Genomic DNA, 26,401 nt, shown 5'->3' on the forward strand with positions numbered 1-26,401 from the left:
TAGCGTGGAATATATAGCGGTGCATCGATGGACTGTGAAAAGCACAGCTCAGAGGTCGCCGCAGAAGGCATGGCATCCCATGAAGTTGGTCGTTGTTGGAGGAGTTGCTGGAGGCGCGTCGGTTGCAGCCCGCGCGCGCAGGCTTGACGAAAGTGCAGACATTGTCGTGCTGGAGCGCGGCCATCACGTGTCATTCGCGAACTGCGGATTGCCGTACCACATCGGTGAAGTGATCACCGAGAGAGACCGGTTGCTGCTGCAGACGCCCGAGAGCCTGCGCGAGTCTCTCAACATTGAGGTCCGGATCGCCCATGAGGTCACCGCGATCGACCGCGTGGCTAAGACCGTCTCGGTGCGTGAAGTCGATACCGGGCGTGAATATGTCGAGAGTTACGACAACCTCGCCCTGTGCACGGGGGCGGAAGCCATTCGCCCACCGCTGCCGGGTATCGACCTTCCCGAGGTGCATGTCCTCCGTCGCATTGGCGACATGGATGCCATCAAAGCGGAACTCGATGCTGACCTCGAGAAGGCGGCCAGTGGCGCTCGCGGGCCGGTGCGCTGCGTCGTTATCGGTGCGGGCTACATCGGCCTTGAGATGGCCGAAAACCTGAAGCACCGTGGTGCGCTCGTGGATGTCGTGGAACTCAGCGACCAAATTCTTCCCCCTCTCGACCATGAGATGTCGGTTCCCGTTGAACACCACCTCCGTAGCCGCGGAATCACTCTTCACCTCTCGACGGGGGCAGCCGCGTTCGCGCCGCGCACCGGAGGAGGGGTGACGGTGGAACTCACGAACTCGACGACTCTCGAAGCGGATATCGTCATCCTGTCGGTCGGAGTCCGCCCGAGCGTTGGTCTTGCAAAGGATGCCGGTCTCGATCTGGGGGAGCATGGCGGTCTCGCCGTCGATACCCACATGCGCACCTCTGATCCCCACATTTGGGCGGCGGGTGACTCGGTCGAAACCCCGAATACGGTGTTGCCGGGTTCCTGGCTCGCGCCGCTGGCAGGGCCTGCCAACCGCGAAGCCCGCGTTGCTGCGGAAAACATCTGCGGGCGCGACACCGAGTACAAGTCCACGCAGGGCACCTCGATCGTGAAGATTTTCGAGATGGTCGCGGGCGGCACCGGCGCGACGGAACGTCAGTTGCTCGCGGCGGGGGTTCCGTTCCGGGCGGTGCACGTGCATCCCTCTGGGCATGCTGGTTACTATCCCGGCACTGCCATGATGCACATCAAGTTGCTCTTCACGCCCGACTCGGGAAAGGTGCTCGGCGCTCAAGTCACCGGTTTCGACGGTGTCGATAAGCGCCTCGATGTCTTCGCTACCGCGCTGCGTGCCGGGCTTACGGTTTGGGACCTTGAAGAACTCGAGCTCGCCTACGCTCCGCCGTTTGGTTCGGCCAAGGACCCGGTCAACATGGCGGGATTCGTCGCCAGCAACGTACTGCTCGGCGATCTGAACCTCTGGTACGCGCAGGATTACCCGCACGCCACCGACGGTGCGCGCATCATCGACGTGCGCACGCCCGAAGAGTTCTCGATCTTCCACCTGCCCGGCGCGGAGAATGTGCCGCTCGCGACCCTCCGCACTGACACCGGCGACTGGGGCCGCTCGCGAGGCCTGCGCCTCTACTGCTCGGTCGGTTTTCGCAGCTATCTCGCGTACCGCATCCTCGTGCAGCGGGGATTCACGGATGTCGCCACGCTGTCGGGCGGCTCCGAAACGTTCCGAGCGTGGCATGAGGTTGAGCCGGACGCGGATGGCCCGGTCGAGCCCGAAACCTCGTACGCCGAAGCTGCCGAGACTCTCAACTCGGCGCGGGTAGCAGCGCACGTCGCTAACGGCACCGGCGTCTCGGTGAACCTCGACTGCACGGGCCTCGCTTGCCCCGGACCGATCATGAAGCTCGCAACGGAAATGAAGGGGCTCAACGTCGGCGACGAGATCGTGGTCCACGTCTCCGACCCCGGCTTCGCGAGCGATGCTCCCGCGTGGGTGCGCCGCAACGGTCACGAATTGGTAGCCATCGAACCGGAGGGCCCCGGCTACGTCGCCACCATCCGCAAGGCTGGCCCGGAAGCGCTCGCACTCATGGGTGGGGGCGCGATGGTTGCCGCCCCCGCGAAACCCAAGGTGTCGTTTGTGGTGTTCTCGGGCGATCTCGACAAGGTGATCGCGGCCTTCATCATCGCCAACGGCGCAGTATCGATGGGCGAAGAAGTCTCCATGTTCTTCACCTTCTGGGGTCTGAACGCGCTTCGCCAGCAGAAGCCGCCGAAGCGTCAGCGCAAGGCGATGGACAAGCTCTTCGCCGGCATGATGCCCGCCGGCGCCGACAAACTCACGCTTTCCCAAATGCACATGATGGGGGCGGGCACAGCGATGATCAAGAAGACGATGAAGAAGAACGGCGTGCACTCGCTGCCCGAACTCATGGAGTCCGCGATGGCGGGTGGCGCTCGCATCATCGGCTGCACCATGACGATGGACCTGCTCGGCATTGCCGAATCAGACCTCATCGAGGGTGTCGAGCTCGGCGGTGTCGCCACGTTCTTGGGCGAAGCCGCCGAATCCACGACGACGCTGTTCATCTAATACAGTGCTGATTCTTGGCTTGCTCTCACTCGCGGGATCTCCTCGTGCGTGAGGGGGGCTGGCGCGAACGGTTCTTTCGCCGCGGTTTCGTTTCCTTGTCGCCGATGATGGATGCCCGGGGCGGCGACGCTCATCGTGCCGCTCTGTTTCGCGCCATCTCCGGCACCGTGGTCGAGGTCGGCGCCGGAACCGGCACCACCTTTCAGCACTACGGTTCGGCAGTGCGGTCGGTTCACGCCGTCGAACCGGATGCCGAACTGCGGTCACTCGCTGAAGCGGCGGCGCTGAAGGCGAGCGTTCCGATCACCGTCAGCGACGGCACCGCCGAAGAGATCCCGGTCGCCACCAACAGTTGCGATTGGGTCGTGTGCAGCCTGGTGCTGTGCACGGTCCCCGATCAGCGGGCCGCGCTCGCCGAATTCACCCGCGTGCTGAAGCCGGGCGGCCACCTCGCGTTTTATGAGCATGTGCGCTCGAGCAATCGGATCGTGGCGACAGTAGAAGATCTCCTCACTCCGGCGTGGGCGGCGATAGCGGGCGGATGCCGCCCCAACCGTGACACTCTCGCCGCGATCGAGACCGCGGGCTTCGAAATCGACGCCGTGGAGCGGTTCGGTTTTTCGCCGCATCCGGTGTCGCCGCGGGTTGCGCACATCTCCGGAACTGCGCATCTGCCGCTGACTTGACGGGCTCTGCTGCCTTCGTAGCGCACAGTCATGGTTGGCCACGCGATATCGTCGCGGTCGATCACGACCGAGGGCAGCAGCGTTCTCAATCGAGGAAACTACAGCCGGATTGAGGAACGATCGAGCAACTCGACCCACCGAGTCTCCGACAACGAGACGTCGGCAGTGGCCTCGGCGGGTTCCAGAACATCCGCTCCGATCAGAACTCCGAAGTCGAGATCAGTGGCCGCAGCAATGTCGCCGAGAGGAACCTGGAAAGTACGGAAGGGGCCCAGCGGCGGGGGAGCGTCGGCGGCACGGGCTAGAGCACGTGCCTCCTCGAGATCGACATCGGCGAGCTGCGGTCGCTGGTCGAGAAGAAATCCCGCGGACCGCAGGGCGGAAGCGGTGCCATTGTCGTCCGTCGTGACCCACGCTGCGATCTTCCAGAACAGCTGCGGGATGCCGACGCCGCGATAGAGCGGATCGTCGTCGCCCAGCACCGGTGCGGTAAACACGCTGATGCGGCTGCGGTTCGCTCGCGCGTATTCCAGCACGTGATCTTCGAGCCCTAGCCACAACTCTTTGGATTGGTTGAAACCGGCAGCCTGAGGCGCAGCATTCGTGAAAGCAAAGGTGTCGTAGTTGGCGCGGGAAGCTGTTGCTCCGTCGCCCCACACCGGGTCACGGCGGCGCACCAAGTGCCCGCGGTCGAGGTCATTGCGCGCGTAGACGGCTTCACCTGTTTGTTCGCTTTCGGGGATACGCGGATCAAGATGCCAGTCATTGCCGCGGCCAACATCCACCAGCTGAGCGCCATCGATGTTGACACCGGTTACCGCGGCGAGGCCGCGCGCGGCATTCAACCCGACCGAGAAGTGGGTGTACGGCAGCGTGCGGATTGCGGAGTTTGGCGAGGTTGCCGGGAACGGCACAGCCACGCCGAGAAAGTCTGAGTCGTACCCGCCTGCGTCGCGTGCTTCGTCATCCATGAGGGTAGTGAAGCAGCCACGCCTGACAATTCAGTCGCGCCTTACAGTTCGTGGGCTAGTCGTCGAGAATGACCGCACGAACCGGGGCGCCGTCGGCATCGATCGCCAGCGGGAAGAAACCGACGCGCACTCGCTCAGGCAACCCTTCCAATCCGGTGATGTTCTCGACGATGAGACCGTCGTTTGCCAGCACCACTTCATGAACGGGAAAGTCGGTCGACCCTTCGCCAGTCGGGTCAGGGCTGAGGGTGTCGACGGCGAGCAAACGCATGCCGCGTTCCCATAGTTCGGCTGCGGCATCCGGAGCAATCGCAGGGTGATTCAACGCCTCGTCGGACCCGAAGTGCCGCGCCCAGCCCGTGTCGATTATGACGATGGCCGGCACAGCGGCGGGAATCTCCCCCAGGGCTGCCGTGATTTCAGCGAGGCCGTACCGGGCGTGGGCGCTTTGCGGAGCGAGGTGCACGACAAGCGCATCGCCGACAAGTTCGTCGAGCGAAATGGAACCCGTCGTGCGGCCGCCCACGACGGTGTGAGAGGGAGCATCCAGGTGAGTGCCCGTGTGTGATCCCAGGTGGAGCAGGCTGACGTCGACGCCATCCTGCTCCACGCTGAGTGCGCTTTCGACTGAGACCGCAGGGTCACCGGGATAAACCTGCATTCCGTTGGTGATGGGGTGGCTCAGTTCGCGCATGGGGTACCTGATTCCTGGTGAGGCTTAGTGCGAGTTAGGCGACAGTGCTGGAGGTGGCCCCCGCAGCGTCGGCATCCGTAGCGTCCGCAAGGTGCTGGCTGCGAACGGATTCGTGACGCTTGCGTTCGGGAAGCATGACTGCAAGGTAGAGCACGAAGGTGAGAACGAACGCCGGGATAGTAGCACCGATCGGGAGTGGCCAGACGTAAGCCCAGACGTACGACATGGTCGCGCCGATGACCCAGATGACGACGGCGAACCAGTTGACCCCAGCCTTGTACCAGTAACGACCGCCGCGAGCCTCGAGGATGTCCTTCGTGTAGGCACCGCGCTTCACGATGTAGTAATCCACGATCATGATCGCGAACACCGGAACAAAGAAAGCACCGATGACAACGAGGAAGTCGGTGAACTGGTTGAGCAATTGCAACCAGGTCGAACCGATGATCGAGATGCCGCCGAGGATGAGCGCGGTGGGCAAGAACTTCGCCCGGCCGCCGACCTTGGCGTTGACGACCGAGGTCACCATTCCGTAGACAACCATCGTGTTGGTGGCCATCACCGAGAGGAAGATCACAATGGCAAGGGGAGCACCGAAGGCCGCGACGAGCGTGGTGGGGTCGAAGGCTGCTGCCTCGTCACCGTTGAGGATGACGTAGACGAAGGCGGTGAGGCCGAGCGTCATCGCGGTCACGGTCGAGACGGTGTAGCCGATGCCCGAGCCGATCACACCGGCCTTGGTGGTGCGCGCAAAGCGGTTGAAATCTGCCGATAGCACTGTCCACGAGACGGCAGTGGCGATCACGATGTCGAGAACGATGATCGGGGTGAAGCCGAGGCTGGCATCCGGGGCAACAGCCTGGAAGTCGCCAAGGTCAAAGGCTGTAAAGGCAGTGATGAAAACCCACGCCATGATCGCCAGAATGAGAACCGCAAGCCACGGTTCAATCTTGGAGATTCCTTCGTGGCCGAGAATCGCAAGAATCACAACGATGCTCTGGCAGAGCACGGAGAACAAGATGGGGTTGGAGTATCCCGTCGCGCTCTGAACCAAGAAGTTGACGGTAACGCCCGCGAGCATCGCCTGCACCCAGCTCCAGCCCATGAGCACGATCACGTTGGCGGCGACCGGCAAGAGGCTTCCGCGAGTACCGAAGGCGCCCCGGGTGATGGCCATGGTCGGTAGTCCCGTGCGGGTGCCGATCGCGCCAATGGAAGTGAGCACCACGGCGCCACCGAGGGTTCCGAGAATGATCATGAGGAACGCGGTCGCGAAGTCGACGCCAGGAACGAAGAGAGTTCCCGTAAGCAGGGTCGTGACGACAAGGTTGGCTGCGAGCCAGATCATTCCGATGCGCAGCAGTGAGTAGGTGCCCTTGACGGGCTTGCCTCCATCGGACTGATCTTGGGTGTGTTTGCTTAGACGGGAATAGAGCGACATTGCTGCAGTCTCCTCAGTAGGGTGCGGTTTGGGGTGAGCGTTCGGGTAGTTAGTGAGCTATTCCGCGGCAAAGGCGGCGTCGTCGGGCACGGGCGACAAGTGCTCGTGCACGGCCAGCAGCTGGTCACCGTCGAGGCGGAACACGATGGTTTCGCGCTCGCGGTAGGAGTCCTCACCGCCGCCGGTGTCGACGCGAGTGGCAACGTTGTGGCTGAAGACCGCGCCGCCGGGGAACGACTGCACTGCGGCATCCGATGATTCGCACTCGAGTACTTTCCAGCCGTTCTCAACCCAGCTGGCCCACAGGCGCTCGTATTCGGCGCGGTCGTTCAGGCGAGCGGGTTCGGTGTGAAAGATGAAGGTCGCTTCGGGCGCGAAGCCGCGAAAGTAGCGATCGCCGTCGGTGGCCGTGAAGGCGTCAACGATGGCGGATGCTGCGCTGAGCACGTCATCCTCGTGCGGTGTTGTCGTGCTCATGGTGCTCTCCTCTAGCTCTCGGTGGTGGTGCCGGCGGGTGTTGCGTTTGAGTGCTTGCCGTCGCGCGGAGCCATGGCGCTCAGCAGTTCGTAGGCGACGTGGCTAGCGGCGACCGCCGTGAGCTGCGCGTGGTCGTAGGCGGGGGCGACTTCGACGACGTCGGCGCCGACGATGTTCTTGTCGGCGAGAGCGCGAAGAATGCGCAGCAGTTCGCGGCTCGTGAGACCGCCGGCTTCGGGAGTTCCGGTTCCGGGTGCGTGCGCGGGGTCGAGCACGTCGATGTCGATGGAGATGTAGAGCGGCTTGTCGCCGATGCGGTCGCGGATGCGTTCGATCGCGACGGCTACTCCGTCTTCTTCGATGTTCTCGCTCGTGACCACCGCAAACCCGAGGCGCTTATCGTCGGTGAGATCTTCGGCGCTGTAGAGCGGCCCGCGGGTGCCGACGTGCATGCTCGCGGTGAGGTCGATGAGACCCTCTTCGGATGCCCGGCGGAACGGGGTGCCGTGAGTGACGGGCGCACCAAAGTAGGTGTCCCACGTGTCGAGGTGGGCGTCGAAGTGGAGCACAGCGACGGGGCCGTGCTTCTTGGTGACGGCACGCAAGAGGGGGAGCGCGATGGTGTGGTCGCCGCCGATGGTGAGGATGCGGTCGGCGCGGGTCGCGAGGTCGAGGGCGGCCGCCTCGATTTCGAGGATGGCGTCGTCGATGCTGAAGGGGTTCGCGGCGATGTCGCCGGCATCCGACACTTGCTGAGCGGCGAAGGGAGAGACGTCTTGCGCGGGGTTGTAGGGGCGCAGCAGGCGCGATGCTTCCCGCACGTGGGCCGGGCCGAAACGGGCTCCGGGGCGGTAGCTCACTCCGCTATCGAAGGGGATACCGACGATCGCGATGTCGGTGTGCTCAACATCTTCGATGCGCGGCAGACGAGCGAATGTGGCAATACCGGCAAAGCGAGGGACAATACTTGCATCGACCGGGCCAACAATAGGTTTCGTCATAGTAAACTTTCGATAATCAGTAGTAAACGTGAACTCACAGTAAACCCCGAGGTGCGCGTCGTCAACCCTGATTAGTGATGGAGTAGAGCCATGAGACCGTTGTCGCCCTCACCCAGTGCCGAAGCGCTCGCCATCGGAGCGCGCATCCGCAGTGCTCGCAAAGCGCAAGGGTTCACGCTCGAGCAAATCGCGACTTCTGCGGGGCTAACTAAGGGTTTTTTGAGCCGCCTCGAGCGCGACGAGACCTCGCCCAGTGTCGCCACTCTCGTGCAGCTCTGCCAGGTTCTGTCACTCGAAATCGGGTCGCTTTTCGCTGAGCCCGAAGCGGTAAAAATTTCTTTAGCGGATGCCCCGCACATCAATCTCGGCGGCCAAGGAGTGGATGAGCGGCTCATCTCTCCGCGGAACGAATCTCGTGTTCAAGTCATTCGCACCGCCATGCAGCCCGGTGCTAACGGTGGCGACGCCTTCTACACAATCAGTTGCGAAGTAGAGGTGCTGCACGTGATCTCAGGTGCCGTCACCGCGCGTTTCGTGGATCGCGAGATTCCCCTCGCCGAGGGTGACTCGCTCACGTTCCCTGGCCGCGAACCTCACAACTGGGAAGCGGATGCTGAGCTCGGCGCCGAAGTCATCTGGACGATCGTGCCGGCTACCTGGCGCGGGGAGTAGGCGCACAGACTCTGTGGCGTTGAACGGCTGATCTAGTGCGTGGATGCTTCGAAGGAACCCGCTAGCCAGCGCTCGATTTCGCGCTGCGAGCGCAATCGCACAATTACCAGATCCGGATGCTGTGCCTCGAGCGGTGGAACCTCGAGCGTGTACTTGTGGCGGGTTGTTATCGCCCATTTCACGACGTGCTCACGATCAGTGAAGAAGGTGTGCAGCGGCGCTTCGAGGTTGCCATTCCACAGTTCCTCCCGGTGCACAGCGCGACGGATCGTACGACGGATGACGCGCGGAAGTGTCGTTCGAAAGAACGGCAGATCGAGCCACACGAGTAGGTCGGCGTGCGCGGCAAGAGTCGGCCGGGCGGAGTCGTATTGCCACTCTGTTACCCACGACGGGGTCTCGACGAGTGCTCGCACGTCTTCAAGAAACTCTGGTCGGGGCGTCCACTCTGGTCCGTGAAACAGCGCGTCAATCTCGGTGTGAGGGCTGCCGATGATGGCCGTCAGCCGCCGAGCAAGCGTCGTCTTTCCTGAGCCCGAAACCCCGGCGACCAGCACCCGGCGGGGCTGCTGCGGGAGTGAATCGTCGGGTGTCAGCACGGCCTCAGTCTAAAGACGGGCGATCAGCAGACGGAGCACGATTTTTCTGAGCTATGTCGTGAGCGGCAACAAGCGCACAGGCGCCTCTCTGTCGGTGCGCAATCGTGCATGCAGTTCCACGTCGAAGCGCTCACTGCCGTAGCGCAGCTTCTGTCGTTCAATGCCCTCTGGGGCGAATCCTGCTCGAGTGGCAACGCCGCACGACTCAGGATTGTTGACTCGGTGACCTAACTCGAGGCGAAATAACCCCTCATCAAAAGCCCACTCGCAAACCGTAGCGAGCGCACGAGTAGCCAACCCTCTCCCGCGAGCGGAAGCAGCGAGCCAGTAGTACAGCCACGCAGTGTCGTGTCGTCGGTCGATGCTCGAAATTCCCACATTGCCGACAGCGAGAGTGCCATCCACGATCGCCCAATTGCGGTGCGTCTCGCTATGCCCGAAATTGGCAGCGATGAAGTCCCGCGCGTGCGCTTCTGACGACCACGTCGGCGAACCCAATTGGATGCCTAAGTCGGGCGTCGAGCGATAGGCGTCGAGGAGCGCGGCGGCGTCGCCGAGCTGCCAAGGGCGAAGCGAACACCGAACCGGCTGCGCGGCGACGTGATCGGGAAGATCTTCTTCACCGATGCCACCCAGAGCGGAGAAGCCGAGGTCATCCATCCGGTGATTGTAGCGCCGCCTGAAGCAACGCAGCGGGCAGCGCACGACTCGCGACGGGTTCGCCAACGGGCTATGCGATCGGCTGTGGAAAGATTCAGGTATGACTGAGCGCTCACCTTCTTCGATCCCTGATCTTTCGGCAACGGAGATGGCGAAACTGATTCGCACGGGGGAGCTTTCGGCCCGCGAAGCAGTGCAGTCGCACTTTGATCAGATCGACCTAGTGAATCCGTCGATCAACGCCATCATCCTGCAGGATCGCGAGGGAGCATTTCGGGCTGCCGATCGTGCGGATGAGTTGACCGCGGCGGGCGGCGAGCTGGCTCCGCTGCATGGCGTACCCATGACCCACAAAGATACGAACAACACCCAGGGCATGCGCACCACTCAGGGCTCGGTCGTATTGAAGGACTTTGTGCCTGACCACGATGACGTCGTTATTGCACGGTTTAAAGAGGCCGGAGTCATCAGCACCGGAAAGTCGAATGTTCCCGAGTTTGCGGCGGGCGCGCACACGTTCAACGACCTCTTCGGTATTACGACTAACCCGTTCGATCCGACGCTGAGTGCGGGTGGCAGCAGCGGGGGAGTCGCCGCGGCGCTCGCCGCCCGCATCCAGAACTTGGGTGATGGTTCCGATATCGGAGGCTCGCTGCGCGTGCCGGCGTCGTTCTGCAACGTGGTGGGCCTTCGGCCGTCACGCGGGCGCATCCCTATGACTGGCCGAAACTCATGGGCGTGGCTTGGTCGCACCGGGCCAATGGCGCGCGAGGTGTCCGATATTGCTCTGGCGATGTCTGTGCTGTCCGGGCCCGACGCTCGGGCGCCGCTATCCATCGCTGAGGGCGGCGAGCAGTTCACTCAGCCTCTTGAGCGAGACATCCGCGGGTTGCGCATCGGCTGGTCGAGAGACTTCGGACTGGGCATCCCGGTCGCCCCCGAGGTCATCGCCGTTCTCGAACGGGCGATGGCCGTTTTCGAAGACCTTGGTGCGATTGTCGAAGAAGCTGAGCCCAATCTGAGCGACGCGGATGAGGTATTCAGCACCACAAGGGCGTTTGACTTTTCGATGCTGTTGAGCAATTTCGTGAAGCAGCACCGCGATTTCGTGAAGCCTGAGCTTCAGGGGAACGTAGCACTGGGCGAGGCGCTCACCGCCGCCGATCTCGCGTCAGCGGCTCTGGCACGCACGCGTGTGGAACGCGCGATGGCGGCATTCCATGAGCGGTTCGATGTGTTCGCCTCGCCTGTTACGCAGCTCCTACCTTTCGACGCTACGCAACGATTCCCCACCTCGATCAACGACGTTGAGTTCGACAACTATCTAGGCTGGCTCCGGTCGGTCACGCTGATGTCCGCGGCAGATGTTCCTGCCATCTCGGTGCCCGCCGGCTTCAGCAACACAGGGCTTCCGGTGGGGCTCCAACTCACCATGCCTCACGGCAAAGATTTCGATCTCCTCCAGGTCGCTTTCGCTTTTGAGCAGTCGACACATTTCGCTCTCACTAAGCCTTCAATGCTCGCGTCAGCCGAGCGTCGGGAAGAAGGAAGACGATTCCACGAGTCCGCGACGGTGCGCGGGTTCTTCGCCGAGAAATGACTTCGCGACCAGGGTCCGGCAACCCCTCCGCCCCGCCGGTTATCGGCGTATGATCGCAGGAGGCCGGTCTTATCCGGCCTCATAACAGTCCAGCGTTGGGCAGGGAGGAAGAACCATATGAGTGGTCAGTCTGTCGACATTGAGCCGTCAGATTTCTCACAGCACAGGTTCTTGACCAATCTGCTCGAAGACAAGGCGCTCGGCGAGCTCGTCACGCTTCTGTTGGCTAAAGAACCTGGTCAGCAAATCCCCAGCGAACGTGAGCTCGCAGAGACTCTGAGCATCAGCCGCACCGCGTTGCGCGACCGCATCAGTCGTCTCGTTTCGCTCGGCATCCTTCAACGCCGTGAACGCGAAGGAACCTTCCTCACGGGCATCCAGCCAGACAGCATCAGTGACACTCTCATTCTGAGCCTGATGTCGTCCCAGCTAACGATCGATTCTCTGATCTCGGTGCGGTACGCCCTTGAGCGCCACGCTGGCATGGCGGCGTGCGATACCCGCGATGAGCAAGCCCTCGAAGATCTTGCGAAAGCCGTGCAGCGGATGCGCGACTCCGATGATGGGCGAGAACTTTTCGAGGCAGACAACGCCTTTCACCATGCGCTTTTTCGTGCCTCGGGTCAGCCTGGGTTGATTTTCTTTTCCCAGATGCTGCATTCCGTTCTGCGGGGCACCGTGCGCTACATCGCCCTTGAACACGACCGTGGCACCCTGCGTAAGGTTCACGGAGACGTGCTGAACGCCGTGCTTCGACAAGACCGTGATGCCGCGGGCGTTGCGATCGATGAGCACTTCGCCTGGCTCGAAACGTTGAGGGCCAACGACACCAGCGGCCCGTCCGACAGCTGGTTGCCGAAAGCGATCGATTCGCGAGACTAGACGGCGGCGGCCGACTGCTGAGTAAGACCACCATCCACGGGCAAGCACACGCCGTTCACGTACTTCGCTTCATCCGAGGCAAGAAAGAGTGACGCATACGCCACGTCGAAGCAGTCGCCCATTTTTCCGGTGGGGGAGAGCTCGTTCCTGGCGGCAACCATCTCTTCGACCGAATTGAAATTGCCGCTGATCTGTTTGTACATCATGGGCGATTCGATATAGCCCGGAGCTACGCAATTCGCGCGGATGCCGTTACGGGCATATTGCAGCGCGATGTTGGTCGTGAACTGAATCATGCCGCCCTTGGTGGCGGAGTAGCTCGGGTAGTTGTAGCCGATGTACCTCATGCCGCCGATGGAGGAGACGTTCACGATCGAACCGGAGCCCTGCTCCAGCATGTGGGGCAGCACGAACTTGCAGGTGAGGAACGCGCTCGTGAGGTTGATGCGCATCACGAGTTCCCACTCGTCGAGGCTCATCTCGAGGGGGCCTCCCATGCGAGCGATTCCCACGTTGTTGTGCAGGATGTCGATGCGACCGTAGCGGGCGATCACTTGGTCTACGACCGACGACACAGACTCTTCGGAGGTGACGTCGCCAACGAGGCCCGTTCCCTCGAAGGGGATGCCGATCTCGTCGCACTCGGCCGTGAGGCGGGCGATGCCGCTCTTGACGGCTTCCTCATTCACGTCGACGATCACCACGTGCGCTCCTGCTTGCGCGTACACAATGCTCGTCGCGAGGCCATTGTTGATTTCGCCTCCGGCTGATCCTCCGCCGAAAACGAGGGCTACCTTATTGCTGAGTCGTTGCATGGTGTTGAGACTTTCTGGCTCGTGCCGGTGGGGGTATCCGTTCGGACACCCCCACCCAATTCGATGGTGCTTTACGCGAGGGTGCGTCGCACAGCGGCGACGATCTTGTCGACGGTGGGGATGACCGCCGCTTCGAGTTCTTCGCTGTAGGGGATAGGCGTGCGAGCAGCCCCGAGGCGCACGGGTGCGGCATCGAGTTTGTCCCACGAGTTCTCGACAACCTGGGCCACAAACTCTGCGCCCCAGCCGTAGTCCCGAACGGCCTCGTGACCCACTACGAGGTGTCCCGTCTTCGCTACGGACTTGTAGACCGAGTCCATATCGAAGGGAAACAGTGTGCGGGGGTCGATGACCTCGGCGCTGATTCCGTCTTCGGCAAGAATCTCGGCGGCCACAAGCGAGCGCGCGAGAATCTGCTGAGTGGCCACGATCGTCACGTCGGTACCGACGCGCGCTATGCGGGCCTGACCGAATGGAAGTGGCTCAAAGTCAACGAGCCCCTTGTCGTAGTACTGATTCTTGTGCTCCAAGAAGATCGTCGGGTTGTTCGTTGTGACCGCATGGCGCAGCAGCCCATACGCATCCCCTGGTGTTCCGGGCACAGCGACCTCAAGGCCGGGGATGTGCGCGAACAGAGTCTCGAGCGACTGCGAGTGCTGAGCAGCCTTGCCGATTCCCGAACCACCGTTGGTGCGAATGACCAGCGGAACATCGAACTGTCCACCGAACATGTAGCGCGACTTCGCGGCCTGGTTGATGATGCCGTCAAAGCCGAGGAAGGCGAAGTCGGAATACATGATTTCCAGGATCGGGCGAGTTCCACGCGATGCCGCTGCGGTCGCCGCAGAGATCAGTACTTCTTCACTGATCGGGGTGTCCATAACGCGGTTCTTGCCATAGACATCCGCGAGCTTGCGGGTGACGCCGTAGATGCCGCCACCGGTGCCCCACGTCGTGATGTCCTCGCCGAGAACGAACGCCTCGGGAGTGTCTTCAAGAATGTCGTGCAGCGCGGCGTTGAGGGCACGCCACGTGCTCATGCTCTTGGGTGCTTTACTCATCGCGAGACCTCTTCTTCCTTGGCGTATACATCGGTGAATGCGGTGGAGACATCCGGGAACGGCGAGTTGCGAGCGAAGTCTTCTGCCGCCTGCACCTCGGTGGTGAGCTCGGCCTGCATTGTGGTCCAGCGTTCGTTGTCGAGCACGCCGGCATCGATCAGGGCGGATGCCAAGAAGGCGATCGGATCCTTGTCGTGCCACTGCTTTACCTCGTCGGCATCGCGGTAGATCTCGGTGTCGCCGGCCATGTGGCCGAGGTAGCGGTACGTGTCAGCGACGATCAACGTAGGGCCGTCACCGGCGCGAGCCTTGTCGACGGCCTCACGGGCGGCAAGGTAAACGTCGCGCATGTCCATTCCGTTGACCGCAACAGATTTCACGCCGTACGCGGTGCCGCGCTGGGTGAAGTCGGGTTGAGCCACCATTTCTTCGATGGATGCCGACTGGGCGTAGTGGTTGTTCTCCAGTACGAAAATGACCGGAAGGTTCCAGATCGCGGCAAGGTTGAATGCCTCAGCGAGTACGCCCTGGTTCGAGGCGCCGTCGCCAAAGTAGGCCACGGCGACACTTCCATCGCCACTGACCTTGGCAGCCAATGCCGAACCGGTCGCGATGCCGATTCCGGCTCCCACGATGCCGTTCGTGCCGAGCACGCCAATTTCTTTGACGCCGATGTGCATCGAGCCGCCTTTGCCGCCGCAATATCCGTCGGCGCGGCCGAGGATCTCCGCCATGGTGCGACCGAAGTCGGCACCCTTAGCGAGCGTGTGGGCGTGACCGCGGTGGTTGCTGGCAACAGCGTCTCCGGTTTCGAGAGCCAGTGAGACTCCAACCGCGACAGCTTCCATGCCCACCGAGGGGTGCGTCGAACCACGGATGAGTCCCTCTTCGGAGAGCAGCGGCATCCGGCGTTCGAACTCGCGGATTTTTGCCATGAGGCGCAATCCGGTGATTCCTTGTTTTTCGTTATCAAAGTCAGGCATGAGCCGCTCCTATTCGATAGTGGCGATGACGTCGTCAACAGAGACAACGTCGCCAACTTCAACCTTGAAAGTGATGACGCCCGCTGCGGGAGCCTCGAAGTCGTTGACCAGTTTCGAGGTCTCGACCTGGGCGATGGGGGCGCCCTTCGCTACGGTTGCTCCGTCGGCCACTAGCCATTCCACGAGGTCTGCTTCGTCTTCTTCGCCGAGAAAGTCTTTTCCGAGTGTTACGTCCATGAGTGCTCCTTGTGTGTGTGGTTAAACAGGTGAGTTATGCAGTGAGTGGTTAAACAGGTGAGTGGTTATGAGATTTTCTGGATGACGAGTTCGAACGTCACGGCGACGGCGTTCTCGCCCGGTACGAGTTCTCCGGCATGAACGACACCGTGACGATCTACGAGGGTGCAACTGATCGTCGTTTCGTAGTGACCATCGACGAGTGTTACGCCACCGGTGATTGAGATCACCTCGGTACCGGGACCATCAACGTGCTTAACGCCTCCGTTGACACGGTCATAAAAAGTGCCACCGACGAGGCTGCCAAGCCCGCCACGCAGCACGGCCGATGTGAAGCCGTTCTCGCGGCACACTGTCTCGATGGCCGCGGTCAGCTCTTCATTGGGGCGGATTCTCGCGACAACCGTTTCGAGGTAGCCGGTCGCATCTGTCTGGTTGAGCATGGGGTCCCTCTCATCGATGGATGGCGTGAATACGGGCATCCGTGTTTCTGGATCGTCGGCGCTGGTCCACCGTGCGCCGTAAATTCCGTAGATGGCGGCGCGCGGCGCGGGATCGCCAGAGACCGTCTCTGGCCACAGGTGGCCGCCGAGTAGTTGCTGCGTCTCATCGATCCACAGACAGTGGCTGTGGATGTACGGCTTGCTGTCCCGTAGGCCAACAGTGACGGCGCCATAGACCAGTTCGGCTCGCGCTACAGTGCGCGGCTCAGAGAAGCTCATAGCTCGTTCGGAATCCGCACCGGCGGGGATGCAATAGTCGACCGGGTTATAGCTCCCGGAGAAGAGCTCTACGTAACCACTGTCGGTACCCATCTCGCGCAGCTTCTCGGTCAGTTCTTCGAGAACATTTCGCCCGGGAGTCAGGGTGGTGAGCACTCCGCGCGAGCGGGTGGGAACTGAGATGATGCGAGGGCCTAGCGCTTCGCCGTGGTGCTTGAGTACTTTCATTGATGCCGCCTTGTCAGCTTGTGGCTTCGGTGTCTCCGTTTCCTGGGTGAGGACAGGGGACACTCTTTGGTAATACCAGCAGTTGTCCTGCTGGTTTCCGTGACTTTTTAGTTGTGTGATTAGCCGATTGCAGTTCCGCCGTCGACCTTCAGGGTGTCCCCTGTGACGAAGCCGGAGTGAGGTGATGCAAGGAAGGCAACCGCCGTAGCAATGTCTTCAGAGGTGCCCATGCGTTTTATCGCGTGGGTGTCGAGTGAGTAATTCATGTTCTCGGTCATCGGGGTAGCTATCGGCCCAGGGGCAACTGTGTTGCTCGTAATTCCGTACACCCCAACCTCTTTGGCTACCCACTTCGTGAAGGCGATTATTCCGCCCTTAGAAGCGGCGTAGGCCGGGCCGGATCGGCTCGCTCCGTCACCAGTGGCGAAAGGGCCGCCCATGATCCCGGAGATCGAGCTGATGTTGATAATTCGACCAAATCCCTGTTGTTTCATAAAGGGGTAGATTGCGGCCTGAGTGAAGAGGAAGGTGCCGCGCAGGTTCGTTGCGATGTCACGCTCCCACGTTTCGTCATCCATCGACTCGAGATCAATGCGGCCGCACGTGCCAGCATTGTTGACCAGAATGTCGAGCGACCCGAACTCTTCAACAACAGCATTAACGCACGCTCGAACTTGCGCTCGGTCTCGAACGTCCACAATGGAGCTCGCAATCCGAACCGTGCCATCAACGGCAGCGGAGATCTCTTCCACTGCCTCGGCCCCGTCGATCACATCGACCAGCATCACGTGTGAGCCGCGTTCGGCGAGCGTCTGCGCAATCGCTCGACCAATACCGCGGGCGGCACCAGTGACGAGGCTTACGCGACCTTCTAGATCTTTGATCATCTGTCGTGGCCTCTCGTTACAGACCCATGAGGTCAGGTAGACCGGTGCTGAGCACCGGTATGAACGTCAGCAGCATGAGAACAGTCAGGCTCGCGACCAAGAAAGGCCAGATACCCTTCACTGCTTCACCGAACGGAACCTGCGCGATTCCGGCGGCAACGAAGAGGTCGATGCCCACCGGTGGTGTGACAAGCCCGATTGCCAGGTTGATTGTCATGACGACACCAATGGTGGTGATGTCCATTCCGAGTTCCAGCATGACCGGAACGAACAGCGGGATAAAGAGATAGAACGCGGAGACAGCATCGAGGAACATTCCCGCGATGAGCAACATGATGTTGATCAACAGGATGATGATCACCACATTGTCTGTGAGGGAAAGCAGTGCGTCTGTTACCTGGCTGGCGATCTGATTACGCGTGATCACGTAGGCGAAAATTGTTGCCGCCGAGATGATCAACATAATGCGGCCCGCTTGGATGCCAGCGGTGGTGAACACTCGGAAGATCCCGCTGAAGTTGAGCTTTCGGGTAACAAAAATCCCAACCAAGAGGGCATAGACAGAGGCAACAGCGGCGGATTCCGTGGGCGTGAAGATTCCGCCGTAGATTCCACCCAGGATGATAACGGGAACGAGAAGGCCCGGAATGGCCCGAACGAACGCACGACCGATGACCGGCCACGATGCTCGCGTTCGGCGTTGCCCCACCTGTACATCGTCGGGATCAACATCAGCGGTCATGAGTACCGTTGGATTGGCCGTCGTGTAGGTAGTGGCGCCCGTTGCGGTGAGCAAGAGCTTCTTGTTCTTGCGTCCGAGAGCTTTATCGATGTGGTTCTTGGCGTTTGCTTTCGCCATTTCTGTCTCGACGGGGAGAAGGCGCGCCACGATGTAGAACGCGATCGCCATGAGAATTCCGGGCACGATACCCGCGAGGAAAAGACGCCCGATCGAGATGCGTTCGTAGTCACTCGCCACCACGGCGAAGACGATGAACGCGATGCTGGGAGGAATGACGATTCCCATTTCGCCTGCGCTGGCAACCAACGCTGCTGCGTGACGTTTCTTGTAGCCGTGCTTCGCGAGCGCCGGAATCAAGATCGCTCCGAGCGCCGCCACGGTGGCGGGGCCCGAGCCCGAAATGGCCGAGAACAAGAGTGCCGCGAGGATGGTGGTGAGTGCGAGCCCACCCTTTTGGTGCCCCACCATCGCGTCGGCAAGTTCGATGAGCCTGCCTGAGATGCCGGTGATCTCCATGATCACGCCGGCGAGGATAAAGAACGGAATCGCCAGAAGTGTCTCGGACGATAGAGAGGCGTACATGATTCCCGCGGTGGGGAACAGTGCGTTGACGCCGTCGGCAATAACGATCGTTAGGAAGGCTGAGCCTCCCATTGCGAAGGCAACGGGGACGCCGAGGAGCAGGAGAACTAAGAATGAGCCAAAGAGTACGAATTCAACCATGGGGTCAGACTCCCTTGAGTTCGAGTGGCGCTTCGGTCTGTTTGTTGAGAAGCTCGCGCATGACAACCTGAACGGTCCGTAGCGCGCCGAGGGCAGCGCCGAATGGCAGCGACATCGAGAAGATCCATTGTGGAACCCCGAGCGCGAACGTGAGTCGACCAGATTCCAGCTGCTTCATTGCCATGTCAAAGCCCAACCAGAGCAGCAATAGATAGAACGCCAGCATTGCCAGCGCAATGATCACAATGACCACCTTGCGCGGGATGCCGTGGGTTGAGTCCTTGAGGAGCGTGAAACCCGGGTGGGTGCCGAGACGCACTGCTGCGGCGGCCCCCACCAGGGTGAGCAGAACGGCCAGGTTCACGACCAGCTCTGCTGTGTACGCGATCGATGCGTGCAGCAAATAGCGGCTGACTACATTGAAAAACGCGAGGAGGGTGATGGCTGAGAACGCGACCGCAATGATCGTGTTCTCAGCCCCCGTGAGGATTTTGTCGAACATGAGTGGAAGGAACTATTCCGGGCGAACCGCAGCGAGCAGTTCGGGAGTCCACGCATCTGTGAATTCGTCGTAGACCGGAGCCATTGCGTCCGTGAAGACGGCGAGCTGCGAGGCGGAGAGTTCCGAAACCGTCATAATTTCAGACATTTCAGCAAGCTGCTCGGCTTCGCGGGCACGGTTTTCGCTCTTCTGAACTTCGTTTGCCTCGGCAGCAGCCATTTCGACCAGCGCCTTGTCGTCGTCGCTCAAAGCGTCGTACATGTCCTTGTTCATACCGAGCATGAGCGGGTCGTAGATGTAGTTCCACACTGACATGTAGTCCTGAACCTCGGTGAGGCCGTTGGAGTAGATGACGTCGTAGGGGTTCTCTTGACCATCGATCGTTCCGGTCTGCAGCGAGGTGAATACCTCGCTGAAGTTCATGGAGACGGGGTCGGCGCCGAGTTCCTTGAAGATGCTGAGGAAGAGGCTTGAGCCGGGCACGCGGAACTTCAGGCCGTCAAGGTCGTCGGGAGCGAGGATCTCGTGCTTGCTGTTGGTGATCTGGCGGAAGCCGGATTCACCAAAACCGAGCAGCTGCACGTTGAACTCTGCAGAAAGCTCCTTATACGCGTCGAGGGCACCGGCTTCGATCGCGGCATCTGCAGTTTCGTAGCTGTCGTAAAGGAAGGGAGCGTTGATCGTGCCGAAGCGAGGGTCAATTCCCGAGTAGATGATCGTGGAGTTGTAGGAGAACGCCTTGTCGCCGTTCATGAGCTGTTCGACGCCGGCCGCAGAATCTCCACCCGAAAGTTGTTCGTTGGTGAAGATGTTGACCTTGATGCGTCCGTCGCTCTCCTCGTCGAGGACTTCGGCGAAACGTTCGGCGCCGGCATTCCAGCTGGACTTGTCGCTGACGGTGATGGTGAAGTCCCAGTCGTACGACGGCAAACCTGAGTCGCTGCCCGAGTCAGACGACCCGGTGCTGCAGCCGGTAAGAACCAGGGCTAGCCCCAGTGTCGAAGCGGCGATTTTGACAAACTTCATTTCTCCTCCTTGAGTGTTGAAGCCAACCTGACCGACCTCACTTTTGAGGAGGGCCCGTGGTGGGGCGCCCGCTATTCATCAGTTCGATGGTTTCCGGTGCGCTGCGAACCATTATGCACGAATCTGGTAATACCAGTGACATCCGACCTAAAAAATCTCCACCGTAATACCAACGGGGGCCGGGCAAGTCTCCTCGTTGCGGGGGCGGATCGGGGCCTGCCGTTCGAAGAAATGTCGGGGGTCACGAGTAGATTTAAATAAAGTTGGCCGACACGCCGCGACACTACATCTGGGGTAATGACATGGGTGTCATTACCCATATATAGTGAAATCTCCGACAAACCGCCGGTAAACTTCGAGAAGACTTTAAGGAGGTTCGAATGGATAACGAAAACGACACTGTTGGCGGATACGCAATTCCCGTCGACCCAATGGATCTTCTGCAGTGCGACAGCTGCCAGTAAAAATTTACTGAGCTAACGCCTCACAGAACTCCTGAAGCCCCGGCAGACCTTACGGTCTCCCGGGGCTTCACTCTTTAACGTGCAGAACGCTCAACACTGCCTAAACTGGTACCCGTGCCAGTGAATAAAGAACTAGAAGGTCGGGTCTTCCCGCCCACCACGCCATATCTTGTCGGGCGCGAAAAAGTACGCGAGTTTGCTCGTGCAGTTTTCGCCCAAAGCCCCCTCAATCACGATCCTGAGGCGGCCGAAGCAGCAGGTTATGCGGATGTCGTCGCACCGCCCACCTTCGCCGTCGTCATCCAAGAAGCAGGCCTTGCCCTCATGCTGGCCGCCCCCGACACCGGCATCGACTTCTCCCGCATCGTGCACGGAGAACAGAAATTTCGCTACACGCGGCCGATCGTCGCCGGTGACGAGCTCACCGCCATCCTCACTGTCACGAGCATCAAATCGCTCGGTGGCAACGATATGATCACCGCCGACACCGCCATTAGTGATGCCGAAGGCAACCACGTCGTCACCGCAACCTCCGTACTCGTCATGAGAGGCACAGAATGAGCGACCTCACCGTCGGGCAAGAACTCATCACCGGCAAAGTCACCCTCACCCGCTTCTCGCTCGTGCGCTACGCGGGAGCATCCGGAGACTTCAACCCCATCCACTACCGTGACGACGTCGCGAAGTCAGTCGGTCTGCCCGGCGTCCTCGCCCACGGCATGCTCACGATGGGTCTCGCCGTTCAGCCCGTCATCGATTGGATGGATGGCCGCGGCGAAGTTGTCGAATACGGTGTGCGCTTCACGCGCCCCGTCGTCGTTGACGGCAACGGTGGAATCACTGTCAGCGTCACCGCCAAAGTCGGCGCCATCGAAGACGATGTAACTCGCATCGACCTCACCGTCAGTGCCGCCAACCAGACCGTGCTCGGAAAATCACAAGTGAGGGTCAAACTCAACAAATGACCGAAACCGCCCCCAGCGAAAGTAGCGCGCCGCAGTACAACGTGTCGCTCGCCGACCTCACCACCATCAAGGTAGGAGGGCCGGCGCACACGTTGCTTCGTCCCGCCTCCGAGAAAGAGTTGCTCGCGACTATGCGAGACGTGTGGGCCCGAGGTGACGAATGGCTGCTCATTGGGGGCGGCTCCAACATGGTCATTAGCGATGAAGGATTCGACGGCACCGTCATCCAGATCGCCACCCGCGGCATCCAGCTCGTCTCCCAGACCGAGACCTCGCTCACCCTTCGCGTGCAAGCCGGAGAGCCGTGGGACGGCCTGGTCGCGCGCCTCGTTTCGCGTGGCTGGGCAGGACTCGAAGCGCTCAGTGGCATTCCCGGATCGGTGGGCGCTGCGCCCATTCAGAACATCGGCGCCTACGGCCAAGAAGTTGCCAGTGTGCTCGACGGCATCGACTTTCTCGACTACGACAACAGCGAATTCGTGCACCTCTCGACGGCCGAACTCGAGCTGGGGTACCGCAACTCAGTGATCAAAGAGGGGCGCGCCGGGGTCGTCCTCGCCGTGTATCTGACCCTCACGGCCTCGCCCGAAAGCACCGTGCAGTATCAACAGCTCGCCACCGCGCTCGGCGTGAACGTCGGAGACCGCGTACCCGTGCAACAGGTGCGCGACACCGTGCTCGCCCTCCGAGCCTCCAAAGCCATGGTGCTCGACCCCAACGAGCCAGACTCAGCCAGTTGCGGCTCGTTCTTCACCAACCCGATCGTGCCCGAACATATCGCCCGAGCTCTTCCGGCGGATGCCCCCCGCTGGGTCATCGACGATGAACCGGTTACCGACGTTGTGGTTCCGCTCGGCCAAGAACCAGCACCGCCGCCCGCACCCAAGCCGCGCCTCGTCAAACTCAGCGCAGCCTGGCTCATCGAGAATGCTGGCGTCAAGAAGGGCTTTAGATTGCCCGGCTCACGCGCGGCCGTCTCCACTAAGCACAGCTTGGCGATCGTCAACCGCACCGGTGCCGACGCCGCAGAGGTAGCAGAGCTCGCCCGCTATATCGGGGCGTGCGTGCTTAGCCGCTACGGCATCCACTTGCAGCCCGAGCCTGTCGCTGTTGGAGTTGAGCTGGCTTAGCGGCCACACTGGTCTAGCGGCCACATTGGCCTAGTGGGTGCGGGGCAGCAGCCCCAACTCCATCGCCTTCGTCACGGCCCGCGTGCGGTCTTTCACGTCGAGCTTCTCGAACACGTGGATGAGGTGGGTCTTCACGGTCGCCTCGCTCACGAACAAAGCGGCGGCGACCTTTCGGTTGCTGTTGCCCGCTGCCACGAGAGCGAGCACTTGAGTTTCACGATCGCTCAGCGACACCTTCGCGGGTTCGCGCATGCGGTTCACGAGCAGCGCCGCAATAGAGGGGGCGAGCGCAACCTCGCCGCGGGCGACTGAACGCAGCCCCGCCAAAATCTCGTCCTCGGGTGCCGCCTTCAGCAGGTAGCCACTCGCGCCCGCCTCAATCGCAGTCAGAATGTTCTCGTCTGATTCGTAGGTCGTGAGAATGAGCACGCGCACGTCGGGGCGTGCGGCGACGAGCTGCGCGGTCGCCTCGGCGCCTCCGAGGCCGGGCATGCGCAAATCCATGAGCACGACGTCGGGGGAGAGCTGCGTGGCCAAGGTGACCGCCTGGGTGCCGTCGCTGGCTTCGCCGACGACTTCGATATCATCCGCTGAGCTCAGTAGCCCAACGATTCCACTGCGAACGATCGGATGATCGTCGGCCACAACAACACGGATCATGCGAAAACTTCCTTCGGGATGGTGGCGCGCACGGTGGTGCCGGCGGGCGAACTATTAACGTCAAGACGACCATGCACGAGTGCCAAGCGTTCGCTCATTCCTTCGAGCCCGAAGCCGGTGTGAGCGGTGGAGGGGGCGAAGCCAGTGCCATCGTCCGTCACGGTAACCGCGAGCCCAGCCTCGTCAGCAGTGACCAGAATCGTCGCGCGAGTGGCGTTCGCGTGCTTGCGCACATTGGCGAGGGCTTCTTGAGCGCACCGCAGCACGACTACTTCAGTTTCGCGGGCGATCGCGGGCAACCCCGCGGCATCCACGGTCACGGTCAGATGAGTTTCGCGGCTGTAGCGCTCAGCAAGCCGGGTCAACGCGCTCGTGATGCCGTCGCCCGTCAGCCCCACGGGAGCGGATGCCGTAACTAGTGCGCGCGCCTCCGCGAGTGCTGCGCGGGCGCTGTCTTCAATCAGCTCAAGCTGTTCGGCTGCGCCGGCAGCATTGTTGTTGTCCAGTTCGCGCTGAGCTCTTTGGGCAACGAGTACTAGCCCGGTGAGGTCTTGCGCGATGGTGTCGTGGATTTCGCGGGCAAGCCGCTCTCGTTCGCTGGAGATGCCGGCATCCCGACTGATAGCAGCGAGTTCGTCGCGCGTGGATTGTAGTTCGAGCACAAGGTCGTGGCGTTGGTCGCTGAGTTTCGAGATTTGGGTGATCCAGAGGCCGAGCGCAAGGCTGAAGATGAGGGAGAGCGCGGTGACCGTGCCGCTGTAGAGGAGGGCTTCAACGCTGAGCCCCATGTTGATGACTGAGCCAGCTCCCACCGAGAGAGCGAGCGCAACGTTGCTGATAATCGCGTTGCGGGTGCGTTCGGAGATCACCCACACGAGCGGATACGCGAGAGCTTGCAGCGTTGCCATCACGGGCATGAACGCTACGGCCACACCGACCGTGATGACGAGCGCGGTCACGAAAGCGAAGGCGGCCAGACGGCTAGTCTGCGACCGAATGCCGAGCGTGAACCAGGCGAGCGCGAAAGCTGCCAACGCAATCCCGGCGCCCGTCTTGGTCCCCGAGCTATAGCCGCCGGAGCCGATGATGAGCACTGCCATGACCGCCGTAGTGACGGTCACCGCAATGCTCATCCAGCGAACGAAACCCATTTAGCTATCCTTGCGGATCCAGCGGAAGGTCAGGCGCGTCACGATCAGGCCGAACACGAGCCAGATTCCGGTTGCGATGGCGACGCCGGGCAGGTTCCAGCTTTCGGACTGCTCCATTACTTCGAAGCTCGCGGGGAGGAACACTTCGCGCATTCCCTGCGCCATCCACTTGAGCGGGAAGATGCTCGCGAAGTTCTGCAGCCAGGTGGGCAGCAGTGAGAACCCGAGGTAGACGCCCGAGATGAATTGCAGCACGAGAGCAATGGGGATCACGACGGCGGTGGCGCTCTTGCCCGAGCGGGGAAGCGCGCTCAGCGCGATTCCGAGCACGGCGGATGTCGTGACACCGAGCACAAAGACCCACACGAAGGTCAGCCACTTGCTTGCTTCGCTCGGCAGTTCCACGCCGAACGCGACGCTCGCAACCACGATCACGAGGGTGGCTTGCAGCACGCCCGTTACGAAGACTTGGCCGATCTTGCCGATGAAGTAGCTCATGATCGGGAGCGGTGTTCCGGCGAATCGTTTGAGCGTTCCGTCACTGCGTTCCATTGCGATGTCGATGGCCATGTTCTGCAGGCCGCTCAGGAGCAGGCCGGCGGCGAGCATCCCGGGCAGGTAGAAGGCAGCGGCGGTGAGGGGCTCGTCTTCGGTGCCAAAGTTCTGCTCGCTGAAGGCGAGGGCGAAGATCGTGAGCATGACGACGGGAAAGAGGAAGGTAAAGAAAACCGAGTCACCCTGGCGAAAGTAGGCCCGCACTTCGTACTTGATGCGGCTGAAGCCGAGCGTCAGGTTGCGGCTGAGACTCGTAGCGAGACTGCTCTTCTGAACGGCCCGTGGTGCAGGAGAGGCAGCGTTGGGGGTGGGCGCGGGGGTTGTAGTGCTCATCGTGCGTTCTCCTCTGCGCGAGTGTGCGCGTGGTCTGAGACCAACTGCAGATAAATGTCTTCGAGGCTCGGGCGGATGATCTCTAGCCCGGCCGGTTCGGAGCCGTCAGCGGTAAGGGCGGCCACCACCGCTCCGGGGGTGTTGGTGCGTTCTTCGCGTCGCACGCCGTTCTCGCGCCAGCGCACGATCGGTACGCGCGCTTCGGCCCCGCCGAGCTCGTCGATCGCACCAATGTCAATCATCTTGCCGCCCGCAATGACTCCGGCCCGGTCGCCCAACTGGGCAGCCTCGTCGAGGTAATGGGTGGTGAGCAGGATGCTCGTCCCCTCCGCCTTGAGCGAGCGAATCAATTGCCAGAACTGCTGACGGGCCTCGGGGTCGAAGCCCGTAGTGGGTTCGTCGAGAAAGAGCAGCTCGGGGTTGCCAATGATGCCGAGCGCGACATCCACTCGTCGGCGTTGCCCGCCCGAGAGCTTACGGATCAGGGTGCTGGCCTTGGTTTCAAGACCCACCGACGCGATGACCTCGTCAACGCTGCGCGGATTCGGGTAGTAACCAGCAAAGTGGGTAAGTTGTTCGCGCACTGTCACGTTGCCGCTCTCGCCGGTGGACTGCAGCACAATGCCGAGCCGTGCTTTCCAGTCGAGACCGCCCTTGCCGGGATCGACGCCGAGCACGCTCGCGCTGCCGCCAGTTCGATCCCGATAGCCTTCCAAGATCTCGATCGTGGTCGACTTGCCTGCCCCATTCGGGCCGAGCAGGGCAAAGGTTTCGCCGCGTTGAATCTCAAAACTGACCGAGTCAACAGCGGCAAAAGAACCGTAAGTTTTGCGCAGATTCTCGACCTGCACGACGGGAGCGGTAGTGTTCATGCTTCTATCGTCGCTTGTCTGGAGCGCTCGCGACAGGGGCAGACGGTTAGAGCGTCATCA

28 protein-coding genes are annotated in these 26,401 nt (G+C 61.4%); 8 read left to right on the top strand and 20 right to left on the bottom strand.

The features are described 5' to 3' along the window. The first annotated feature begins 79 nt into the window (after positions 1 to 79). Together I6E58_RS10420 and I6E58_RS10425 are read left to right on the top strand one after the other, a co-directional pair. Positions 80 to 2,602 carry an FAD-dependent oxidoreductase gene (locus tag I6E58_RS10420; protein ID WP_197133322.1) on the top strand — a complete coding sequence of 841 codons (2,523 nt, stop codon included), beginning with the start codon at positions 80 to 82 and terminating at the stop codon, positions 2,600 to 2,602. A gap of 44 nt (positions 2,603 to 2,646) precedes the next feature. Further along, a complete protein-coding gene (locus I6E58_RS10425) occupies positions 2,647 to 3,288 on the top strand; it encodes a class I SAM-dependent methyltransferase (protein WP_307842101.1) in 642 nt (213 codons plus the stop codon). A gap of 98 nt (positions 3,289 to 3,386) precedes the next feature. Here I6E58_RS10425 and I6E58_RS10430 read toward each other — a convergent pair whose 3' ends face one another. From I6E58_RS10430 to speB, 5 genes are read right to left on the bottom strand one after another with little or no spacing between them, the layout of a single operon-like run. Further along, positions 3,387 to 4,259, bottom strand: coding sequence for a DNA/RNA non-specific endonuclease (locus tag I6E58_RS10430; RefSeq protein ID WP_197133325.1), 873 nt, complete (start codon positions 4,257 to 4,259; stop codon positions 3,387 to 3,389). A 55-nt stretch (positions 4,260 to 4,314) separates the two neighbouring features. Next, complete coding sequence (locus tag I6E58_RS10435; RefSeq protein ID WP_197133328.1) at positions 4,315 to 4,953, bottom strand: cyclase family protein; 639 nt, start codon at positions 4,951 to 4,953, stop codon at positions 4,315 to 4,317. Between the two features lie 34 nt (positions 4,954 to 4,987). Further along, positions 4,988 to 6,394: a cytosine permease gene (locus tag I6E58_RS10440; RefSeq protein ID WP_197133331.1), complete on the bottom strand. Its 1,407-nt coding sequence runs from the start codon at positions 6,392 to 6,394 to the stop codon at positions 4,988 to 4,990. A gap of 57 nt (positions 6,395 to 6,451) precedes the next feature. Continuing rightward, positions 6,452 to 6,871: a nuclear transport factor 2 family protein gene (locus tag I6E58_RS10445; RefSeq protein ID WP_197133334.1), complete on the bottom strand. Its 420-nt coding sequence runs from the start codon at positions 6,869 to 6,871 to the stop codon at positions 6,452 to 6,454. Between the two features lie 11 nt (positions 6,872 to 6,882). Continuing rightward, a complete protein-coding gene (gene speB / locus I6E58_RS10450; protein ID WP_197133337.1) occupies positions 6,883 to 7,872 on the bottom strand; it encodes an agmatinase in 990 nt (329 codons plus the stop codon). A gap of 90 nt (positions 7,873 to 7,962) precedes the next feature. On the opposite strand from speB, the gene I6E58_RS10455 reads away from it, so the two are divergent. Then, positions 7,963 to 8,544 carry a helix-turn-helix domain-containing protein gene (locus I6E58_RS10455; protein ID WP_197133340.1) on the top strand — a complete coding sequence of 194 codons (582 nt, stop codon included), beginning with the start codon at positions 7,963 to 7,965 and terminating at the stop codon, positions 8,542 to 8,544. Positions 8,545 to 8,576: 32 nt separating this feature from the next. Here I6E58_RS10455 and I6E58_RS10460 read toward each other — a convergent pair whose 3' ends face one another. Next, positions 8,577 to 9,143 (bottom strand): AAA family ATPase, encoded by a 567-nt coding sequence (locus tag I6E58_RS10460; RefSeq protein WP_197133343.1) that lies wholly within the window; start codon positions 9,141 to 9,143, stop codon positions 8,577 to 8,579. Positions 9,144 to 9,194: 51 nt separating this feature from the next. Beyond that, a complete protein-coding gene (locus I6E58_RS10465) occupies positions 9,195 to 9,803 on the bottom strand; it encodes a GNAT family N-acetyltransferase (protein WP_197133346.1) in 609 nt (202 codons plus the stop codon). 100 nt (positions 9,804 to 9,903) lie between these two features. Here I6E58_RS10465 and I6E58_RS10470 point away from each other — a divergent pair, with 100 nt between their 5' ends. Together I6E58_RS10470 and I6E58_RS10475 are read left to right on the top strand one after the other, a co-directional pair. Beyond that, positions 9,904 to 11,403 (top strand): amidase, encoded by a 1,500-nt coding sequence (locus I6E58_RS10470; RefSeq protein ID WP_197133349.1) that lies wholly within the window; start codon positions 9,904 to 9,906, stop codon positions 11,401 to 11,403. 117 nt (positions 11,404 to 11,520) lie between these two features. Beyond that, positions 11,521 to 12,285 carry a FadR/GntR family transcriptional regulator gene (locus I6E58_RS10475; RefSeq protein WP_197133352.1) on the top strand — a complete coding sequence of 255 codons (765 nt, stop codon included), beginning with the start codon at positions 11,521 to 11,523 and terminating at the stop codon, positions 12,283 to 12,285. Here I6E58_RS10475 and I6E58_RS10480 read toward each other — a convergent pair. The 9 genes from I6E58_RS10480 to I6E58_RS10520 form a co-directional block, all read right to left on the bottom strand. Beyond that, a complete protein-coding gene (locus tag I6E58_RS10480; protein ID WP_197133354.1) occupies positions 12,282 to 13,100 on the bottom strand; it encodes an SDR family NAD(P)-dependent oxidoreductase in 819 nt (272 codons plus the stop codon). The genes I6E58_RS10475 and I6E58_RS10480 overlap by 4 nt on opposite strands. Before the next feature lie 71 nt (positions 13,101 to 13,171). Next, positions 13,172 to 14,161, bottom strand: a complete 990-nt coding sequence (locus I6E58_RS10485; protein ID WP_197133356.1) for an alpha-ketoacid dehydrogenase subunit beta — start codon at positions 14,159 to 14,161, stop codon at positions 13,172 to 13,174. Continuing rightward, on the bottom strand, positions 14,158 to 15,144 hold the full coding sequence (locus tag I6E58_RS10490) for a thiamine pyrophosphate-dependent dehydrogenase E1 component subunit alpha (protein ID WP_197133358.1): 987 nt from the start codon (positions 15,142 to 15,144) through the stop codon (positions 14,158 to 14,160). The genes I6E58_RS10485 and I6E58_RS10490 overlap by 4 nt, the downstream gene beginning before the upstream one ends. A 9-nt stretch (positions 15,145 to 15,153) precedes the next feature. After that, positions 15,154 to 15,381: a lipoyl domain-containing protein gene (locus I6E58_RS10495; RefSeq protein ID WP_129073035.1), complete on the bottom strand. Its 228-nt coding sequence runs from the start codon at positions 15,379 to 15,381 to the stop codon at positions 15,154 to 15,156. Between the two features lie 65 nt (positions 15,382 to 15,446). Then, positions 15,447 to 16,331, bottom strand: a complete 885-nt coding sequence (locus I6E58_RS10500; protein ID WP_129073036.1) for a PPC domain-containing DNA-binding protein — start codon at positions 16,329 to 16,331, stop codon at positions 15,447 to 15,449. Positions 16,332 to 16,450: 119 nt separating this feature from the next. Further along, complete coding sequence (locus tag I6E58_RS10505; protein ID WP_197133360.1) at positions 16,451 to 17,218, bottom strand: SDR family NAD(P)-dependent oxidoreductase; 768 nt, start codon at positions 17,216 to 17,218, stop codon at positions 16,451 to 16,453. Between the two features lie 16 nt (positions 17,219 to 17,234). After that, the gene (locus I6E58_RS10510; protein WP_129073037.1) at positions 17,235 to 18,683 is read right to left on the bottom strand and encodes a TRAP transporter large permease; all 1,449 of its coding nucleotides are present in this window, start codon (positions 18,681 to 18,683) and stop codon (positions 17,235 to 17,237) included. A gap of 4 nt (positions 18,684 to 18,687) precedes the next feature. After that, positions 18,688 to 19,185, bottom strand: coding sequence for a TRAP transporter small permease (locus tag I6E58_RS10515; protein WP_129073038.1), 498 nt, complete (start codon positions 19,183 to 19,185; stop codon positions 18,688 to 18,690). 12 nt (positions 19,186 to 19,197) lie between these two features. Further along, positions 19,198 to 20,211, bottom strand: a complete 1,014-nt coding sequence (locus tag I6E58_RS10520) for a DctP family TRAP transporter solute-binding subunit (RefSeq protein ID WP_129073039.1) — start codon at positions 20,209 to 20,211, stop codon at positions 19,198 to 19,200. Between the two features lie 578 nt (positions 20,212 to 20,789). On the opposite strand from I6E58_RS10520, the gene I6E58_RS10525 reads away from it, so the two are divergent. Genes I6E58_RS10525 through I6E58_RS10535 form a run of 3 tightly spaced genes read left to right on the top strand, consistent with a single transcriptional unit; the run spans position 20,790 to position 22,770 of the window. After that, the gene (locus tag I6E58_RS10525; protein ID WP_197133362.1) at positions 20,790 to 21,236 is read left to right on the top strand and encodes a MaoC family dehydratase N-terminal domain-containing protein; all 447 of its coding nucleotides are present in this window, start codon (positions 20,790 to 20,792) and stop codon (positions 21,234 to 21,236) included. Continuing rightward, positions 21,233 to 21,640, top strand: a complete 408-nt coding sequence (locus I6E58_RS10530; protein WP_129073040.1) for a MaoC/PaaZ C-terminal domain-containing protein — start codon at positions 21,233 to 21,235, stop codon at positions 21,638 to 21,640. The genes I6E58_RS10525 and I6E58_RS10530 overlap by 4 nt, the downstream gene beginning before the upstream one ends. After that, complete coding sequence (locus I6E58_RS10535; RefSeq protein ID WP_197133364.1) at positions 21,637 to 22,770, top strand: UDP-N-acetylmuramate dehydrogenase; 1,134 nt, start codon at positions 21,637 to 21,639, stop codon at positions 22,768 to 22,770. The genes I6E58_RS10530 and I6E58_RS10535 overlap by 4 nt, the downstream gene beginning before the upstream one ends. Before the next feature lie 30 nt (positions 22,771 to 22,800). Here I6E58_RS10535 and I6E58_RS10540 read toward each other — a convergent pair whose 3' ends face one another. The 4 genes from I6E58_RS10540 to I6E58_RS10555 are packed head-to-tail and all read right to left on the bottom strand — an operon-like array spanning position 22,801 to position 26,341. Beyond that, positions 22,801 to 23,430 carry a response regulator transcription factor gene (locus I6E58_RS10540; protein ID WP_129073042.1) on the bottom strand — a complete coding sequence of 210 codons (630 nt, stop codon included), beginning with the start codon at positions 23,428 to 23,430 and terminating at the stop codon, positions 22,801 to 22,803. Beyond that, complete coding sequence (locus I6E58_RS10545) at positions 23,427 to 24,581, bottom strand: sensor histidine kinase (RefSeq protein ID WP_197133367.1); 1,155 nt, start codon at positions 24,579 to 24,581, stop codon at positions 23,427 to 23,429. Before I6E58_RS10545 ends, I6E58_RS10540 begins: the two co-directional genes overlap by 4 nt. After that, entirely contained in the window at positions 24,582 to 25,469 is an 888-nt protein-coding gene (locus I6E58_RS10550) for an ABC transporter permease (RefSeq protein ID WP_197133370.1), read from the bottom strand. It lies immediately after the preceding gene. After that, positions 25,466 to 26,341, bottom strand: a complete 876-nt coding sequence (locus I6E58_RS10555) for an ABC transporter ATP-binding protein (protein ID WP_197133373.1) — start codon at positions 26,339 to 26,341, stop codon at positions 25,466 to 25,468. The genes I6E58_RS10550 and I6E58_RS10555 overlap by 4 nt, the downstream gene beginning before the upstream one ends. Between the last annotated feature and the right edge of the window lie 60 nt (positions 26,342 to 26,401).

Origin of the sequence: Salinibacterium sp. SWN1162, assembly GCF_015864675.1 — a bacterium.
Taxonomy (GTDB): Bacteria; Actinomycetota; Actinomycetes; order Actinomycetales; family Microbacteriaceae; genus Rhodoglobus.